A 16555-nucleotide genomic window follows, 5' to 3' on the forward strand; every position below is an offset into this window, starting at 1 on the left:
TATGCCGCAACTTGATGAATACCTGCGCCAGCTGGCGCCAGCCATGACCCAATGGCGCCGCGATTTTCACCTGCACGCTGAATCCGGCTGGCTGGAGTTTCGCACCGCCAGTAAGGTGGCGGAGATCCTCGACGGGCTCGGCTACCAGCTGGCGCTGGGGCGCGACGTCATCGATGCCGACAGCCGGATGGGGCTGCCGGATGAGGAGACCCTGGCCCAGGCTTTCGAGCGCGCCCGCGAGCAAGGGGCGCCGGAACGCTGGTTGCCGGCGTTTGAAGGCGGGTTCGCCGGCGTGGTGGCGACGCTCGACACCGGACGTCCCGGCCCAACCCTGGCCTTTCGCGTCGACATGGACGCCCTCGACCTCAATGAGCAGCACGATGACAGCCATCGCCCCCATCGCGACCATTTCGCCTCCTGCAACGCCGGCATGATGCACGCCTGCGGCCACGATGGGCATACTGCCATCGGGCTGGGGCTGGCGCATGTGCTCAAGCAGTATGTCGCCCAGCTCAATGGCGTCATTAAACTGATTTTCCAGCCTGCTGAAGAGGGTACCCGCGGCGCCCGCGCGATGGTGGCCGCCGGCGTGGTGGACGAGGTGGACTATTTTACCGCCATCCATATCGGCACCGGCGTCCCGGTCGGCACCGTGGTGTGCGGTGGCGACAACTTTATGGCCACCACCAAATTCGATGTGGAGTTCAGCGGCGTGGCCGCTCATGCCGGCGGCAAGCCTGAAGATGGGCGCAACGCGCTGCTCGCCGCCGCCCAGGCCGCCCTTGCCCTGCACGCCATCCCACCGCACAGCGCCGGCGCTTCGCGGGTCAACGTCGGGGTGATGCAGGCCGGCACCGGACGCAACGTGGTGCCCTCCTCGGCTCTGTTAAAAGTGGAAACCCGCGGCGAAAGCGAAGCCATCAACCAGTATGTTTTTGACCGGGCGCAGCACGTCATCGCCGGGGCCGCGGCGATGTATCAAGCCGGGTACGAGTTACGCATGATGGGGGCCGCCACCGCCAGCGCCCCGTCGCCGGCGTGGGTGGCGTACCTGCGCGAACAGGCCGCGCGGGTGCCCGGCGTGCAGCAGGCGGTGGATCGCATCGCCGCCCCGGCGGGATCGGAAGACGCCACCCTGATGATGTCCCGGGTCCAGGCGCGCGGCGGCCTTGCGTCATACATGATATTCGGCACCGAACTGAGCGCCGGTCATCACAACGAGAAGTTTGACTTCGACGAGAGCGTAATGACGGTCGCGGTCGACACCCTGGCGCGCGTCGCGCTTAACTTTCCCTGGCAGCGGGGGGTGTGATGGACCCGATTTTTCAGTTTGTTGAAGAGGTAATTGAGGCAAGCCGCGAGACCTATTGCGCCATCGCCGATGATATCTGGGACCACCCGGAGACGCGCTTTGAGGAGTTCTGGTCCGCCCGGCGGCTGGCGGACGCCCTGGAAGCGGAAGGTTTCCAGCTGACCCGTGATGCTGGCGGGATCCCCAATGCTTTTATCGCCAGCCTCGGCGAGGGCCAACCGGTTATTGCCCTGCTGGGCGAGTTTGACGCCCTGGCGGGTCTCAGCCAGCAGGCGCATTGCGCGGAGCCGACATCGTCAACGCCGGGGGGCAACGGTCACGGCTGCGGGCACAACCTGCTCGGGACAGCGGCTTTCGCCGCGGCGGTTGCCGCCAAAAAATGGCTGCAGCAGCACGGCGGCGCGGGCACCCTGCGCTTCTACGGTTGCCCGGGGGAAGAAGGCGGCTCGGGCAAAACGTTCATGGTGCGCGAAGGGCTGTTTGATGACGTCGATGCGGCCCTCACCTGGCATCCGGAGGCCTGGGCCGGGATGTTCAGCACCCGCACCCTCGCCAACATTCAGGCGGCGTGGCGCTTTACCGGCACCGCCGCCCACGCCGCCAATTCGCCGCACCTGGGGCGAAGCGCCCTGGACGCAGTCACCCTGATGACCACCGGCAGCAACTTCCTGAATGAACATATTATCGAGAAGGCGCGGGTTCATTACGCCATTACCGATACCGGCGGCGTCTCGCCCAACGTCGTCCAGGCCCAGGCGGAAGTGCTGTATCTGATCCGCGCCCCGGAGATGGCAGATGTAGAGCAGATCTTCGCCCGCATTGAGAAGATTGCCCAGGGGGCCGCGCTGATGACCGAGACCCACGTCAGCTGCCGCTTTGAAAAAGCCTGTTCCAGCTATCTGCCCAACCGCACGCTCGAAGCGGCGATGTATCAGGCGGTAGCGCATTACGGCACGCCGGCATGGAGCGACGACGATCGCGCCTTTGCCGCGGCGATCCGCGCCACGCTCAGCGCCAACGATATCAACAACAGCCTGAACAATATCGCCGGCACCGGCGGCGAGGCGGGGAAAACCTTCGCTCGTCGCCACCGCGATACGCTGCTGATTGATGAGGTGGCGCCGTGGGCGGCCACGGATACGATTCTCGCCGGCTCCACCGACGTCGGCGACGTCAGCTGGAAAGCGCCGGTGGCCCAATGCTTCAGCCCCTGCGTCGCGGTGGGTACCCCGCTGCACAGCTGGCAGCTGGTGAGCCAGGGACGCACCGCCATCGCCCATAAAGGGATGCTGCTGGCGGGGAAAGTCCTCGCGGCGACGGCGATCCGTTTATTCAGCGACCGCGCGCTGCTGGAGGCCAGCCAGCGAGAGCTCAGGCAGGCGCTGGCCGAACATCCTTACCGCTGCCCGATTCCGGCGGAGGTGAGACCGTCGGTTTTACGATAACCATAAGACCAGACCGCTCCTGACAGACGCTGACCGGCATAGCGGCACGCACCGACCATAATAACCGCCGGCAGTACGGGAGCAGGCCTGCCCAACACAACAACGACAACAGAGGAACGCCCATGAGTATGTCATCCATACCGTCGCCTTCCCCCGCCGGAAAGCGCTATGGCTGGGTAGAGAAGATCGGTAATAAGGTCCCGCACCCGTTTTTGCTGTTTATCTATCTTATCGTGGCGCTGATCGCCGCCACGGCGATACTCTCCGCCTTCAACGTCGGGGTGCAAAACCCTGCGGACGGGTCGCGGGTGGTGGTCAAAAACCTGCTCAGCGTGGAAGGGCTGCACTGGTTTTTACCGAACGTGATTAAAAACTTCAGCGGTTTCGCGCCGCTGGGGGCGATCCTCGCCCTGGTGTTGGGCGCCGGCTTTGCCGAGCGGGTGGGCCTGTTGCCCGCGCTGATGGTCAAGATGGCCTCCCACGTTAGCGCCCGTTATGCCAGCTATATGGTGCTATTCATCGCCTTTTTCAGCCATATCTCTTCCGACGCCGCGCTGGTGATCATGCCGCCGCTGGGGGCGCTGATGTTTCTCGCTGTCGGTCGGCATCCGGTCGCCGGCCTGCTGGCGGCGATAGCCGGCGTGGGCTGCGGCTTTACCGCCAATTTACTGATCGTCACCACCGACGTGCTGCTCTCCGGGATCAGCACCGAGGCGGCCAAATCCATCGATGCCTCTCTGCACGTCAGCGTGATCGACAACTGGTACTTTATGGCGACCTCGGTGATCCTCCTGACCCTCGTCGGCGGTTTAATCACTGACAAGCTGGTGGAGCCGAGGCTCGGACAGTGGCAAGGCAGCCGCGACGAAAAGCTGCAAACCCTGACCACTGAGGAGCGTTTCGGCCTGCGCATCGCCGGCGTGGCGACGCTGGCGTTCGTGGCGGTCATCGCCCTGATGGTGGTTCCTGAAAACGGCATTCTTCGCGATCCGGTTCAGCACACGGTGATGCCCTCGCCGTTTATCAAAGGCATCGTGCCGCTGATCATCTTTTTCTTCTTTGTCGTGTCGCTGGCTTACGGCATCGCCACTGGCAAAATTCGCCGTCAGGCCGATCTGCCGCAGTTGATGATTGAGCCGATGAAAGAGATGGCCGGATTTATCGTGATGGTCTTCCCGCTGGCGCAGTTCGTGGCGATGTTCAACTGGAGCAATATGGGCAAGTTTATGGCCGTTGGCCTGACGGACCTGCTGGAGAGCGCCGGCATGAACGGCGTCCCGGCGTTTGTCGGTCTGGCGCTGCTGTCGGCTTTTCTGTGCATGTTTATCGCCAGCGGCTCGGCCATCTGGTCGATTCTGGCGCCGATCTTCGTGCCGATGTTTATGCTGCTGGGCTTCCACCCGGCGTTTGCGCAGATCCTGTTTCGCATCGCCGATTCATCGGTGCTGCCGCTGGCGCCGGTTTCACCGTTTGTACCGCTGTTTCTCGGTTTTTTACAGCGCTACCGACCCGACGCCCGCCTCGGGACTTACTACTCGCTGGTGCTCCCTTACCCGCTGATTTTTCTCGCCGTCTGGCTGCTGTTGCTGGTGGGCTGGTATCTGGCAGGACTGCCCATCGGCCCTGGCATTTATCCGCGGCTCCCTTAAGCCGCTGAAGCGCCAGGGACGGCTGCTTACTCTTAACGCGGCACCTTCATTTTGACCTTACGGGGGACATCTGCGGCTCCGGCGAAGATGCCGAAAAGCGCGCGATACCCGCGTTCGAGCAACAGCGTGAGGCCGTGGATAACCAGGCCGCTGAAGATCAATACGATTACACCAGTCAGTATATATTGCATAGCCCCACCTCTGAGTTATTAACCGCGCCGCGACGACGCGGTGGCACCTTCCCGGGCGCGCAAAGCGGCGCGGAGGACCGGCGTCGTCAGCTTAAAAGTAGCAAAAACCATGCCCGATAACCCGCCAGGATCGATCCAAAAATAAATCAACGTACAGGCCGCAGGAAGCCGGCCGGGGATACGGGTTTATCTTTTGGGAGTATAGTTGACCGCCGCCGGCGCGTGGTATCGTGTGGCCCTCGTGTACGATGGTGGATGACTGAAACGATGTTGACCTTGCTGCAGGATAAAATGGATACCCCGCTGGGGGCGCTGTGGGTACTCTGCGACGAACAGTTTAATTTACGCGCCGTCGAGTGGGACGAGCACCGCGATCGGATGGAAACCCTGCTCGACGTACACTATCGCCGGGAAGGCTATCAGCGCGTCGACTGCCGCAATCCGGGCGGTCTCAGCAGTAAGCTGAACGACTATTTTGCCGGCGACCTGGCCGTTATCGAGACCCTGCCTACCGCCACCGCCGGCACCCCTTTCCAGCGCCAGGTCTGGCAGGCGTTGCGCGATATCCCCTGCGGCCAGGTGATGCACTACGGTCAGCTGGCCGAAGCGCTCGGTCGTCCCGGCGCGGCACGCGCGGTGGGGGCCGCCAATGGCGCCAACCCGGTGAGTATTGTGGTGCCTTGCCATCGGGTCATCGGGCGTAACGGTACGATGACCGGCTATGCCGGCGGCGTGCAGCGTAAAGAGTGGCTTCTGCGCCACGAGGGCTATCTGTTGCTTTGACTGAAAATGCCTTTTCTGGAATTTTCAGGTAATTTTACAATCAAATGTGGCTGAATAATCTATTTTTAATCAAGCAGATATCAGCCTGTTTTGATTTCCCCTGCTGATATTACGTGTTTCAGAGCCTGAAGACTTACCTGCTCATCAAAAAGATGTTAAAATTGACCAATATCAATTAAGGCCTGAGCAGACATATGATCCCTGAGAAGCGAATTATTCGACGCATTCAGTCTGGCGGTTGTGCTATCCATTGTCAGGATTGCAGTATCAGCCAGCTCTGCATCCCCTTTACTCTGAACGAGCACGAGCTTGATCAGCTGGATAATATTATCGAGCGGAAAAAGCCCATCCAGAAAGGTCAAACCTTGTTCAAAGCCGGTGATGAGCTGAAATCGTTGTATGCCATTCGCTCCGGGACCATCAAAAGCTACACCATCACCGAGCAAGGCGATGAGCAGATTACCGGCTTCCACCTGGCGGGCGATCTGGTGGGCTTTGACGCCATCGGCACCGGCCTGCACCCGAGCTTCGCCCAGGCGCTGGAAACGTCGATGGTATGCGAGATCCCCTTTGAAACCCTCGACGATCTTTCCGGAAAAATGCCGAATCTGCGTCAGCAGATGATGCGCCTGATGAGCGGTGAGATCAAAGGCGACCAGGATATGATCCTGCTGCTTTCCAAAAAGAACGCCGAAGAGCGCCTGGCCGCGTTTATCTATAACCTGTCCCGCCGTTTCGCGCAGCGCGGTTTCTCTCCCCGTGAGTTCCGTCTGACCATGACCCGCGGCGACATTGGCAACTATCTCGGCCTCACCGTCGAAACCATCAGCCGTCTGCTGGGGCGTTTCCAGAAGAGCGGCATGCTGGCGGTGAAAGGCAAATACATCACCATTGAAAACGGCGACCTGCTGGCCCAGCTGGCCGGTCAGGCGCGTAACGTCGCTTAATCTCCGCGCAACACCTGGTCAGGATCGGCAATTTTTTCAGATTTGTTGATCTGACCAGGCTCCTCCCCTGTTTCAATTCATCCATATAGGTTATCTTTTTAATAACTGACGGTAGCTGCAGTTGTAAGGAGACCCTGTATGGCGAAGTATCAGAGCATGCTGGTAGTAATCGATCCTAACCAGGACGACCAGCCGGCGCTAAGGCGAGCGGTGTACCTGCACCAACGGATTGGTGGACGCATCAAAGCCTTTTTGCCGATCTATGATTTTTCTTATGAAATGACCACCCTGTTGTCGCCGGATGAACGGACGGCGATGCGTCAGGGCGTCATTGCCCAACGAACGGCCTGGATCCGCGAGCAGGCGAAATTCTATCTTGAATCCGGTGTGCCGATTGACGTGAAGGTGGTGTGGCACAACCGCCCCTTCGAAGCCATTATTCAGGAAGTGATCAGTGAGAAACACGACCTGCTGCTGAAGATGGCCCACCAACACGACAAGCTGGAAGCGGTGATCTTCACCCCGACCGACTGGCATCTGCTGCGTAAGTGCCCTTGCCCGGTCTGGATGGTGAAAGACCAGCCATGGCCAGAAGGCGGTAAAGCGCTGGTCGCCGTCAATCTGGCCAGTGAAGAAAATTATCACAACACCCTCAACGAGAAGCTGGTGCGCGAGACCCTGTCGCTGGCGGAAGAAGTCAACCACACTGAAGTGCACCTTATCGGCGCCTATCCGGTCACCCCGATCAATATCGCGATTGAGCTGCCGGATTTCGATCCCAGCGTCTACAACGACGCCATCCGCGGCCAGCATCTGCTGGCGATGAAAGCCCTGCGGCAGAAGTTTGGCATTGACGAGAAATTCACCCACGTGGAAAAAGGGTTGCCTGAGGAGGTGATCCCGGATCTCGCCGAGCATCTGCAGGCGGGGATCGTGGTGCTGGGTACGGTCGGACGAACCGGCCTCTCCGCGGCGTTCCTTGGCAATACCGCGGAGCAGGTTGTCGACCACCTGCGCTGCGATCTGCTGGTGCTTAAACCAGAGGCCTATCAGACGCCGGTGGAACTGGACGACGACGACGACGATTAATCTTCCCTCCCGGAACGTTCATCATCCCCCGCCTCGCGGGGGATTTTTTTGCCCGCTTTCCCTCAGGCACAAAAAAGGGCCGCTTGCGGCCCCGTCATGGCATGGCGACCCTGAACGACTCAGTGGATACCCAGACGCCAGGCCAGATCGATCTCTTCTTTCAGCTCCAGCGAGGAGAGCGCCATCAGGTCAGCAAACTCCAGTTCCAGCAGTTTAAGTTTTTTCAGATACTGCGCTGGAGTCATGACGGTGGTGTCGCGGCGTAAGAATTCGATGGCCATCTGCGTTGGGGTTAACTCGGTATCCATAATATCCTCTGTCTGATGTAAGAACCGGAACATTATATCACCTTTTACCGCTTATTTTATGAACAATCCCTGGCATCCTTGTGCATATAAAAAAGCCGTCTCACAGGAGACGGCTTATAAACAAACGTTGTAAAACAATAATGTTACATTACAGCGCTTTCAGGATCGCATCGACGCTGGCTTGGGCATCACCGAACAGCATATGGGTGTTCTCTTTAAAGAACAGCGGGTTCTGTACGCCGGCGTAACCGGTGTTCATCGAACGCTTAAAGACCACCACGTTCTGCGCTTTCCACACCTCAAGCACCGGCATGCCGGCGATCGGGCTCTTCGGATCGTCCTGCGCCGCCGGGTTGACGGTATCGTTAGCGCCGATGACCAGCACGGTGTCGGTATCGCTGAAATCATCGTTGATCTCATCCATCTCCAGCACGATGTCGTAAGGCACTTTAGCCTCCGCCAGCAGGACGTTCATATGTCCCGGTAGACGGCCGGCGACCGGGTGAATGCCAAAGCGCACCTTAATGCCGCGCGCCCGCAGCTTCTCGGTAATTTCTGCCACCGGATACTGCGCCTGGGCCACCGCCATACCATAGCCCGGGGTGATGATGACCGAGTGCGAATTTTTCAGCATCTCCGCCGTCTCTTCGGCGCTAATTTCGCGGTGCTCGCCCACTTCTTCATCGCCGCCGCTGGAGGAGCCATCGGTGCCGAAGCCGCCGGCGATCACGCTGATAAAGGAGCGGTTCATCGCCTTACACATAATGTAAGAGAGGATGGCGCCGGAAGAGCCCACCAGCGCGCCGGTGACGATCAGCAGGTCATTGCTCAGCATAAAGCCCGCCGCCGCCGCCGCCCAGCCCGAGTAGGAGTTGAGCATCGAGACCACCACCGGCATGTCCGCGCCGCCGATGGAGGCCACCAGGTGCCAGCCGAAGGCCAGCGCGATCGCGGTCATCACCAGCAGGCACAGGACCTGGGTGCCGGTGCTGTCGGAGCGCACAAAAATCACCATCAGGATGAAGGAAACCACCAGCGCCGCCAGGTTAAGCTTATGGCGATTAGGCAGCATCAGCGGTTTGGAGGAGATCTTGCCGCGCAGTTTACCAAACGCCACTACCGAACCGGTGAAGGTCACCGCGCCGATGAAGATGCCGAGGAACACTTCGGTCAAATGGATATTGACCAGAATCTGCTCCATGCCGGTTTCATGCTGCAGGTAGCTGTTAAACCCTACCAGCACCGCCGCCAGGCCAACGAAGCTGTGCAGGATGGCCACCAGCTCCGGCATCTCGGTCATTTCGACCTTCTTCGCCAGACGAATACCGATTGCCCCACCGATCACCATCGCGAGGATAATCCAGCCGACGTTGCCGGCGTCCGGACCCAGAATAGTGGCGATCAGGGCGATGGCCATCCCGGCGATGCCGAAATAGTTGCCCTGCTGCGAGGTTTCGTGTTTCGACAGACCCGCCAGGCTGAAAATAAACAGGATTGCAGCAACAATGTATGCAGCTGTAACTAATCCACCAGACATGTGCTACCCCTTATCCTTTGCGAAACATTTTCAGCATGCGCTGAGTCACGGTAAAACCACCGAAAATATTAATGCTGGCGATCAGTACCGCGATAAAGCTCAGGAAGCTGACCCAGCCGCCGTGGCCTATCTGCAGCAACGCGCCAACCACGATAATGCCCGAAATGGCGTTCGTCACCGACATCAGCGGCGTATGCAGCGCATGGGAGACATTCCATACCACGTAGTAACCCACCACGCAGGCCAGCGCGAAGACGGTGAAATGGCCGAGGAACTCTTTAGGCGCCACGTTGGCCAGCCAGCCGAAGAGAATAATCGCCAGCGCTATCAGCGCATATTTGCGCCACGGCGACGCCGGTTTCACCTCTTCTTTCGGCGCTTCCACTTTTTTCGCCGCGGCCTGCGGCTGAGCGGAGACCTGAATCGGCGGCGCCGGCCAGGTGATTTCGCCTTCACGCACCACGGTCACGCCGCGCACCACCACGTCATCGAAATCGATGACGATATTGCCGTCTTTCTCTTTGCACAGCAGCTTCAGCAGGTTCACCAGGTTGGTGCCGTAGAGCTGGGAGGACTGGGTCGGCAGACGGCCTGGCAGGTCGGTATAACCGATAATTTTAACGCCGTTGGCGGTGGTCACCACTTCGCCCGGCACGGTGTACTCGCAGTTGCCGCCGTTTTGCGAGGCGAGATCGACCACCACGCTGCCCGACTTCATGGCGTCAACCATTTCCCGGGTGATCAGCTTCGGCGCCGGCTTGCCCGGAATTAACGCCGTGGTGACGATAATATCGACCTCTTTCGCCTGGGCGGCGAACAGCGCCATTTCGGCCTGAATAAAGGCCTCGGACATCACCTTGGCATAGCCGTCGCCGCTGCCCGCTTCCTCTTTAAAATCCAGTTCGAGGAATTCGGCGCCCATACTCTGCACCTGCTCCTTCACTTCCGGACGGGTATCGAAGGCGCGAACAATCGCCCCCAGGCTGTTGGCGGCGCCAATCGCCGCCAGACCGGCCACCCCGGCGCCGATAACCATTACCTTGGCGGGCGGAACTTTGCCTGCCGCGGTAATCTGCCCGGTAAAGAAACGGCCGAATTCATGGGCCGCTTCAACGATAGCGCGGTACCCGGCGATATTGGCCATTGAGCTGAGCGCATCCAGCGACTGGGCGCGGGAGATACGCGGCACCGAATCCATCGCCATCACGTTGATATTGCGGGCCGCCAGTTTTTCCATCAGCTGCGGATTTTGCGCCGGCCAGATAAAACTAATCAGCGTGGTTCCTGGATTCAACAGGGCAATTTCATCGTCATTCGGGGCATTGACCTTGAGGATGACATCAGACTGCCACACCTCGTCGCCGGTCACGATCTCAGCCCCCGCCTGGGCGAAGGCCTCATCGTCAAAGCTGGCCAACTTCCCGGCGCCGCTTTCTACCGCGACGCTAAAGCCGAGTTTGAGCAACTGCTCAACGGTCTTCGGCGTGGCGGCGGCCCGGGTCTCCTGGGCTAGCCTTTCTTGTGGTACACCAATACGCATAGTTTTCCCTTCCATCGGTTTTTGATGATGGTTTACTTTTCTGACCAACAACGACAGGACGGCAAAATCGTCCTCGCCGTCTTTCGCTGTCTGCAAAATGAAACAGTAACAAACTTTTTATAACCTACTGAAAATAGCGATTGTGATCTACAGCGATAAAACAGAAATTTTGATTTTATTGCTTATTGTCAGCACAGATGGTTCCGGGCAGCAATATTTACCTGAATTTGCCTTTCAGGCCTGATAATCCGCTTATCCAGTGGTATAAAACGCCATTTATCGCCATTGAGATCATTGTATTAACATTACATTAACTAATAAAAGTGGTATCGATTATCGTTTTTGCTGGTCAAGCGGCTGTTTTTTCAACATATCGAAAAATGTTATCTTTCCGTGGTATACGATTCGGGCGGCAAGCAAAAAATGACGCAGACAGTCACGGCGATTAAATGCAATAATCAAACGTTTTCAGTCAACAACAACACCAGTATATGGTTTGCGCAAGGCAAAGGATTATTTTTATGAAGCTTAAAAACACCCTCCTGGCGTCTGCTCTCCTGACAACCGCCACGTTGTCTGCCCACGCAGCGACCGAGTTGACCCCGGAGCAGGCGGCTGCGCTGAAGCCCTACGATCGCGTTGTCGTCACCGGCCGGTTTAATGCCATTGGCGACGCGGTGCAAGCGGTATCGCGCAAAGCTGACAAAGACGGCGCGGCCTCATTCTATGTTGTCGACACGTCGGATTACGGCAATGGCGGCAACTGGCGCGTCACGGCTGACCTCTATAAAGACGACGCGCCGAAAGCGGATGCGCCGAAAAATCGCATCATCAATGGCGTGATGGAGCTGCCGAAAGATCAGGCCGTTGAGCTGATGCCTTACGACACCGTCACCGTCCAGGGCTTCTATCGCAGTCAGCCGGAAGTGAACGACGCCATCACCAAAGCGGCGAAAGCGAAAGGCGCCTATGCGTTCTTCATCGTCCGCCAGGTGGACGCCAACCAGGGCGGCAACCAGCGCATTACCGCCTATATCTACAAAAAAGATGCGGAGAAACGCGTTCTGCAGAGCCCGGACGCTATCCCGGCTGATTCTGAAGCCGGCCGCGCGGCGCTGGCCAAAGGCGGCGAAGCGGCGAAAAACGTCGAAATCCCGGGCGTCGCCACCACCGCGGCGGTTGGCTCCGGCACCGGCGTAGGTCGTTTCTTCGAGACCCAGTCGTCGAAAGGCGGACGTTACACTGTCACGCTGCCGGACGGCACCAAAGTTGAAGAAGTGAACAAAGTGACCGCGGCGCAAATGGTGCCGTTCGATAACATCAAGTTCACCGGTAACTATGGCAACATGACGGAAATCTCTTATCAGACGGCGAAACGCGCGGCGAAGAAAGGGGCGAAGTACTACCACATTACCCGCCAGTGGCAGGAACGCGGCGGCAACATCACCATCAGCGCCGATTTGTACAAATAATCGCTGCTGACTGGCTAAAAAGGCGGCGCATTGCCGCCTTTTCATTTTTTTTCATCCCCCGCCATTGCATGGCCCCCGGACACTCCGTAAAATCCCGCGCCTTAGCGCAATCCTCCATTTTTATGCGATTTCGCAAAATAAATATTCTGGAACAGCCATTTTCACCTCGGGAATGCAATGGAAAAGAAACTGGGCCTGAGCGCCCTGACCGCCCTGGTCCTTAGCTCAATGCTCGGCGCTGGCGTATTCAGTTTGCCGCAAAATATGGCGGCCGTGGCCAGCCCTTCCGCTCTGCTCATCGGCTGGGCGATCACCGGCGTCGGGATCCTGTTCCTCGCCTTCGCGATGCTGCTGTTGACCCGTATTCGCCCCGACCTCGACGGCGGGATCTTCACCTACGCCCGTGAGGGGTTCGGCGAGCTGATCGGCTTCTGTTCCGCGTGGGGCTACTGGCTGTGCGCGGTGATTGCCAATGTCTCTTATCTGGTGATCGTCTTTTCGGCGCTCAGTTTCTTCACCGATACCCCTGAGCTGCGCCTGTTTGGCGATGGCAACACCTGGCAGTCGATCGTCGGCGCTTCAGTTCTGCTGTGGGTAGTCCACTTTCTGGTCCTGCGTGGGGTGCAGACGGCGGCGGGGATTAACCTGGTCGCGACCCTCGCCAAGCTGTTGCCGCTGGGGGCGTTTGTTGCCCTCGCCGCCCTGGCCTTTCAGCTGGATACGTTCCGCCTCGATTTCAGCGGCCTGGCGCTGGGCGTACCGGTGTGGGAGCAGGTTAAAAACACGATGCTGATCACTCTGTGGGTGTTCATCGGCGTCGAAGGCGCGGTGGTGGTCTCCGCCCGCGCGCGTCACAAGCGCGACGTTGGGCGCGCGACGCTGCTGGCGGTGCTTTCTGCCCTCGCGGTGTATCTGCTGGTCACCCTGCTGTCGCTGGGCGTGGTGCCGCGTAGCGAACTGGCCGAAATGCGCAACCCGTCGATGGCGGGACTGATGGTCAGACTGATGGGCTCGTGGGGTGAAATTGTGATTGCCGCCGGGCTTATCGTGTCGGTGTGCGGCGCCTATCTCAGCTGGACCATCATGGCCGCCGAAGTGCCTTACCTCGCGGCCACCCACAAAGCCTTCCCGCGCCTGTTCGCCCGTCAGAACCGCAACAACGCCCCCTCCGCCTCGCTGTGGCTGACCAATATCAGCGTTCAGGCGTCGCTGGTTTTGATCTGGCTGACCGGTTCGGACTACGGCACCCTGCTGACTATTGCGTCAGAGATGATCCTCGTGCCCTATCTGCTGGTCGGCGCCTTTTTGCTGAAAATCGCCACCCGTCCGCTGCATCAAGCGGTGGGTATCGGCGCCTGCATTTATGGCTTATGGTTATTATACGCGTCGGGACCTGTGCATTTGCTGTTGTCGGTGGTACTTTACGCTCCGGGTCTTCTGGTCTTTTTGTACGCCCGGCGTACGCACCAGCACGATCGTTCGCTCAAACGCCGCGAATTGGCGCTAATTGGTTTATTGCTGGTTGCCGCTGTGCCGGCAACGTGGATGCTGGTGGGGTAAGCGGTCGCCCTGCCGCCTAAATCAAAGGAGATACCCATGGCTGAACTACAGCCCCGCCCGGTTCTGATCACAGGAGGAGGCCGCCGCATCGGCCTCGCGCTGGCGCACCATTTTCTGCAGCAACACCAGCCGGTCATCGTCAGCTATCGCACGCCCTATCCGGCGATCGATGACCTGCGCCAGGCAGGCGCTCTCTGTCTGCAGGCCGACTTCAGCAGCGATGACGGCATTCTGACCTTTGCCGAAGCGGTTAAATCGCATACCAGCGGCCTGCGGGCCATCATCCACAACGCCAGCGACTGGATGGCGGAGAAGCCGGGAGTACCGCTCAGCACGGTGATCAACCGCATGATGCAGATCCACGTCCATGCCCCCTATCTGCTCAACCACGCGCTGGAAGAACTCCTGCGCGGTCACGGCCATGCCGCCAGCGACATTATCCATATCACCGATTACGTGGTGGAGCGCGGGAGCGATAAACATATCGCCTACGCCGCCAGCAAGGCCGCGCTGGACAACATGACCCGCTCCTTCGCCCGCAAGCTGGCGCCGGAGATCAAAGTCAACGCTATAGCCCCGTCGCTGATCATGTTCAATGAAGGTGACGACGAGGCCTATCGTCAGCAGGCGCTGGATAAATCGCTGATGAAAATCGCCCCGGGCGAGAAAGAGATCAGCGACCTTATCGACTATCTGTTTACCAGCCGCTACGTGACCGGCCGGTCATACGCCGTCGACGGCGGTCGCCCTCTGCGTTAGTGGAAGCGGCTCCAGCCAACAATCAACAGCCAGGCGCACAGCCCCCAGCACCCCACTGCGCCTGCCAGCGCTAACGGCAGGCGCATGATGCCGGTGAAGTACCACAGCGACAGCAGATAGATAAAATAGGGAACGATCGACCACATGCCGAACACGATAGTGGCGCGCAGGGCTTCAATACCACGCTCGCTGGCAACAATATAGTGGGCAATGAGCGCAAAGGTGGGAAACAGCGGAATAAGCCCGGCGATGGCGTAGTTTTTGGTTTTCGCCAGCACGCCAATCAGCACCACCACCAGCGCGCCCAGCAGCCCTTTGATTAACAGCCCCATGTCCATATGCCTTAACAATGAATCAACAAGTTAGCGCAGCATAGCGGAATTAGCGCTGTTTATAAAACAGGAATGGCGGGTAAAATAGCCGCGGTGTATGTTACTTCTTTTACTGATGTGCAATAGACATGAATAAAATCGTTTTTGTTGAGGATGATCCTGAGGTAGGAGCGCTGATCGCCGCCTATCTCGGCAAGCATGATATGGAGGTGGTGGTCGAGCCTCGCGGCGACCGCGCAGAGGAAGTGATCGCGCGGGAGAAACCGGACCTCGTGCTGCTGGACATTATGCTGCCCGGCAAGGACGGAATGACCCTCTGTCGCGATTTGCGTGGGCAATGGCAAGGGCCGATTGTTCTGCTGACCTCGCTCGACAGCGATATGAACCATATCCTCTCCCTGGAAATGGGCGCCAGCGATTATATCCTGAAGACCACACCGCCGGCGGTGCTGCTGGCGCGACTGCGTCTGCATTTGCGCCAGCATATCGCCCCGGCGGGTACAGGCGCGCCTTCGACGCTGACCCCGCACAAGACCATCTCCTTTGGCTCACTGACCATTGACCCGGTCAACCGCCAGGTGCTGCTCGGCGGAGAAAGCGTCGCCCTGTCCACCGCCGATTTCGACCTGCTGTGGGAGCTGGCCACCCACGCCGGGCAGATTATGGACCGCGACGCCTTGCTGAAAAATTTACGCGGCGTCACCTACGACGGGATGGATCGCAGCGTTGACGTCGCTATCTCGCGCCTGCGCAAAAAACTGCTCGACAACGCCACCGAACCCTACCGGATTAAGACGGTACGCAACAAAGGCTACCTCTTCGCCCCCCACGCCTGGGATAACTGAGCGGTCAGTCTGCGGCCCTGAAAGGGGCCCGTTTCACCGCCTGTTCCCCGGCGGCAAGCGCATCGCATTTTTTCGCCACCTTCGCGCTGGCTGACCGCCGCCCATTTGTCATATTGAGTAAATCAATATGTTTCGCCGTACAGAAGCCCATCACATAACCCCTCAATATGATTGTGCTCAAGGACTTAGCGTTGTCAGAGTGGCATAAAGCCTGAAAACACAGGACTTTTGCATGATGAAATACGTTGTACTTTTGGCACTTACTCTCTTCACGTCACTCTCTGGCTGGGCTTTTTCTCTCGACAACGCCGATATCCGGCTCCTCTGTCCACAGCGCGGGCAGATTAAGGTGCTTCTTCACCGCTATCAACATACCCAGCAATCCTGGGGAGATCACCATTTCGAAACCGGCGGCGGATACGTGCGCCAGGGGCCGCTGCTGGTGATCCCGTTTGCTAATCTTGATCAGATGATTTACCACCAGACCACCGGCGAATTTGCTTACTGGTATGCCGAAGCAGAACAGCTGGTGCGCTGTCGGCTGCTGAGCCTGGCCACCCTCTATCCGGTGGATATACCCTACTATCGCGAGTAGCAACCAGCGGCGCGCAGAATACGCTGGCCACAATCCTGGCCTCATGCAGACGTAAGCCCGCAATGAGTGACACTGTCACATTCTTAACGACGTCGCTACACCCGGCTGGCTATTGTCAGGGGGCATAAACCCTGCTTTGATAGCGTATCGGTTATGCCCGCGTGGGCTTCGGCTCGCCCCGGTAAATCCGT

Annotated in this window: 16 protein-coding genes; 11 read left to right on the top strand and 5 right to left on the bottom strand. The window is 58.8% G+C overall.

Annotated elements, in window-relative coordinates; genetic code table 11:
• Nucleotide 1: 1 nt before the first annotated feature.
• From ABLV64_RS03805 to abgT, 3 genes are all read left to right on the top strand, one after another.
• Nucleotides 2-1312 (top strand): M20 family metallo-hydrolase, encoded by a 1311-nt coding sequence (locus ABLV64_RS03805; protein WP_032455958.1) that lies wholly within the window; start codon nt 2-4, stop codon nt 1310-1312.
• A complete protein-coding gene (locus tag ABLV64_RS03810) occupies nt 1312-2757 on the top strand; it encodes a M20 family metallopeptidase (protein WP_186933910.1) in 1446 nt (481 codons plus the stop codon). Before ABLV64_RS03805 ends, ABLV64_RS03810 begins: the two co-directional genes overlap by 1 nt.
• Nucleotides 2758-2879: 122 nt before the next feature.
• Entirely contained in the window at nt 2880-4406 is a 1527-nt protein-coding gene (gene abgT / locus ABLV64_RS03815; RefSeq protein WP_023318148.1) for a p-aminobenzoyl-glutamate transporter, read from the top strand.
• A gap of 32 nt (nt 4407-4438) precedes the next feature.
• Here the strand turns inward: abgT and ABLV64_RS03820 are convergent, their stop codons facing one another.
• On the bottom strand, nt 4439-4597 hold the full coding sequence (locus ABLV64_RS03820) for a hypothetical protein (protein WP_032455956.1): 159 nt from the start codon (nt 4595-4597) through the stop codon (nt 4439-4441).
• Nucleotides 4598-4864: 267 nt separating this feature from the next.
• Here ABLV64_RS03820 and ogt point away from each other — a divergent pair, with 267 nt between their 5' ends.
• From ogt to uspE, 3 genes are all read left to right on the top strand, one after another.
• The gene (ogt, locus tag ABLV64_RS03825; protein WP_004887029.1) at nt 4865-5380 is read left to right on the top strand and encodes a methylated-DNA--[protein]-cysteine S-methyltransferase; all 516 of its coding nucleotides are present in this window, start codon (nt 4865-4867) and stop codon (nt 5378-5380) included.
• Between the two features lie 194 nt (nt 5381-5574).
• Nucleotides 5575-6327, top strand: a complete 753-nt coding sequence (gene fnr, locus ABLV64_RS03830; protein WP_004887031.1) for a fumarate/nitrate reduction transcriptional regulator Fnr — start codon at nt 5575-5577, stop codon at nt 6325-6327.
• A 138-nt stretch (nt 6328-6465) separates the two neighbouring features.
• Nucleotides 6466-7416: a universal stress protein UspE gene (gene uspE / locus ABLV64_RS03835; RefSeq protein ID WP_004887033.1), complete on the top strand. Its 951-nt coding sequence runs from the start codon at nt 6466-6468 to the stop codon at nt 7414-7416.
• 119 nt (nt 7417-7535) lie between these two features.
• On the opposite strand, the gene ABLV64_RS03840 is transcribed toward uspE, so the two are convergent.
• From ABLV64_RS03840 to pntA, 3 genes are all read right to left on the bottom strand, one after another.
• Nucleotides 7536-7724: a YdiH family protein gene (locus tag ABLV64_RS03840; RefSeq protein ID WP_004887037.1), complete on the bottom strand. Its 189-nt coding sequence runs from the start codon at nt 7722-7724 to the stop codon at nt 7536-7538.
• Nucleotides 7725-7872: 148 nt separating this feature from the next.
• Nucleotides 7873-9261, bottom strand: coding sequence for a Re/Si-specific NAD(P)(+) transhydrogenase subunit beta (gene pntB, locus ABLV64_RS03845; RefSeq protein WP_348842961.1), 1389 nt, complete (start codon nt 9259-9261; stop codon nt 7873-7875).
• Between the two features lie 10 nt (nt 9262-9271).
• On the bottom strand, nt 9272-10801 hold the full coding sequence (gene pntA, locus ABLV64_RS03850; protein ID WP_023318147.1) for a Re/Si-specific NAD(P)(+) transhydrogenase subunit alpha: 1530 nt from the start codon (nt 10799-10801) through the stop codon (nt 9272-9274).
• Between the two features lie 521 nt (nt 10802-11322).
• Here pntA and ydgH point away from each other — a divergent pair.
• The 3 genes from ydgH (at nt 11323) to folM (ending at nt 14592) form a co-directional block, all read left to right on the top strand.
• Nucleotides 11323-12273, top strand: a complete 951-nt coding sequence (ydgH, locus tag ABLV64_RS03855) for a DUF1471 family protein YdgH (protein ID WP_004887044.1) — start codon at nt 11323-11325, stop codon at nt 12271-12273.
• A 177-nt stretch (nt 12274-12450) separates the two neighbouring features.
• Nucleotides 12451-13833 carry an amino acid permease gene (locus ABLV64_RS03860; protein WP_032455954.1) on the top strand — a complete coding sequence of 461 codons (1383 nt, stop codon included), beginning with the start codon at nt 12451-12453 and terminating at the stop codon, nt 13831-13833.
• Between the two features lie 36 nt (nt 13834-13869).
• Nucleotides 13870-14592, top strand: a complete 723-nt coding sequence (gene folM / locus ABLV64_RS03865; RefSeq protein ID WP_004887050.1) for a dihydromonapterin reductase — start codon at nt 13870-13872, stop codon at nt 14590-14592.
• On the opposite strand, the gene ABLV64_RS03870 is transcribed toward folM, so the two are convergent.
• The gene (locus ABLV64_RS03870) at nt 14589-14924 is read right to left on the bottom strand and encodes a GlpM family protein (RefSeq protein ID WP_004887053.1); all 336 of its coding nucleotides are present in this window, start codon (nt 14922-14924) and stop codon (nt 14589-14591) included. The two genes, folM and ABLV64_RS03870, sit on opposite strands and share 4 nt — an antisense overlap.
• 128 nt (nt 14925-15052) lie before the next feature.
• On the opposite strand from ABLV64_RS03870, the gene rstA reads away from it, so the two are divergent.
• On the top strand, nt 15053-15769 hold the full coding sequence (rstA, locus tag ABLV64_RS03875) for a two-component system response regulator RstA (RefSeq protein ID WP_017898700.1): 717 nt from the start codon (nt 15053-15055) through the stop codon (nt 15767-15769).
• A gap of 232 nt (nt 15770-16001) precedes the next feature.
• The gene (locus ABLV64_RS03880) at nt 16002-16364 is read left to right on the top strand and encodes a hypothetical protein (RefSeq protein WP_004887058.1); all 363 of its coding nucleotides are present in this window, start codon (nt 16002-16004) and stop codon (nt 16362-16364) included.
• Nucleotides 16365-16555 lie beyond the last annotated feature (191 nt).

Origin of the sequence: Klebsiella sp. JB_Kp031 (assembly GCF_040064295.1) — a bacterium.
Lineage (GTDB): Bacteria > Pseudomonadota > Gammaproteobacteria > Enterobacterales > Enterobacteriaceae > Klebsiella > Klebsiella quasipneumoniae.

Bases quoted from the DNA above. Each gene is read 5' to 3' on its own strand.
- ABLV64_RS03805 (WP_032455958.1), top strand. From the start codon at position 2: ATGCCGCAACTTGATGAATACCTGCGCCAGCTGGCGCCAGCCATGACC.
- ABLV64_RS03810 (WP_186933910.1), top strand. From the start codon at position 1,312: ATGGACCCGATTTTTCAGTTTGTTGAAGAGGTAATTGAGGCAAGCCGC.
- abgT (WP_023318148.1), top strand. From the start codon at position 2,880: ATGAGTATGTCATCCATACCGTCGCCTTCCCCCGCCGGAAAGCGCTAT.
- ABLV64_RS03820 (WP_032455956.1), bottom strand. From the start codon at position 4,597: ATGCAATATATACTGACTGGTGTAATCGTATTGATCTTCAGCGGCCTG.
- ogt (WP_004887029.1), top strand. From the start codon at position 4,865: ATGTTGACCTTGCTGCAGGATAAAATGGATACCCCGCTGGGGGCGCTG.
- fnr (WP_004887031.1), top strand. From the start codon at position 5,575: ATGATCCCTGAGAAGCGAATTATTCGACGCATTCAGTCTGGCGGTTGT.
- uspE (WP_004887033.1), top strand. From the start codon at position 6,466: ATGGCGAAGTATCAGAGCATGCTGGTAGTAATCGATCCTAACCAGGAC.
- ABLV64_RS03840 (WP_004887037.1), bottom strand. From the start codon at position 7,724: ATGGATACCGAGTTAACCCCAACGCAGATGGCCATCGAATTCTTACGC.
- pntB (WP_348842961.1), bottom strand. From the start codon at position 9,261: ATGTCTGGTGGATTAGTTACAGCTGCATACATTGTTGCTGCAATCCTG.
- pntA (WP_023318147.1), bottom strand. From the start codon at position 10,801: ATGCGTATTGGTGTACCACAAGAAAGGCTAGCCCAGGAGACCCGGGCC.
- ydgH (WP_004887044.1), top strand. From the start codon at position 11,323: ATGAAGCTTAAAAACACCCTCCTGGCGTCTGCTCTCCTGACAACCGCC.
- ABLV64_RS03860 (WP_032455954.1), top strand. From the start codon at position 12,451: ATGGAAAAGAAACTGGGCCTGAGCGCCCTGACCGCCCTGGTCCTTAGC.
- folM (WP_004887050.1), top strand. From the start codon at position 13,870: ATGGCTGAACTACAGCCCCGCCCGGTTCTGATCACAGGAGGAGGCCGC.
- ABLV64_RS03870 (WP_004887053.1), bottom strand. From the start codon at position 14,924: ATGGGGCTGTTAATCAAAGGGCTGCTGGGCGCGCTGGTGGTGGTGCTG.
- rstA (WP_017898700.1), top strand. From the start codon at position 15,053: ATGAATAAAATCGTTTTTGTTGAGGATGATCCTGAGGTAGGAGCGCTG.
- ABLV64_RS03880 (WP_004887058.1), top strand. From the start codon at position 16,002: ATGATGAAATACGTTGTACTTTTGGCACTTACTCTCTTCACGTCACTC.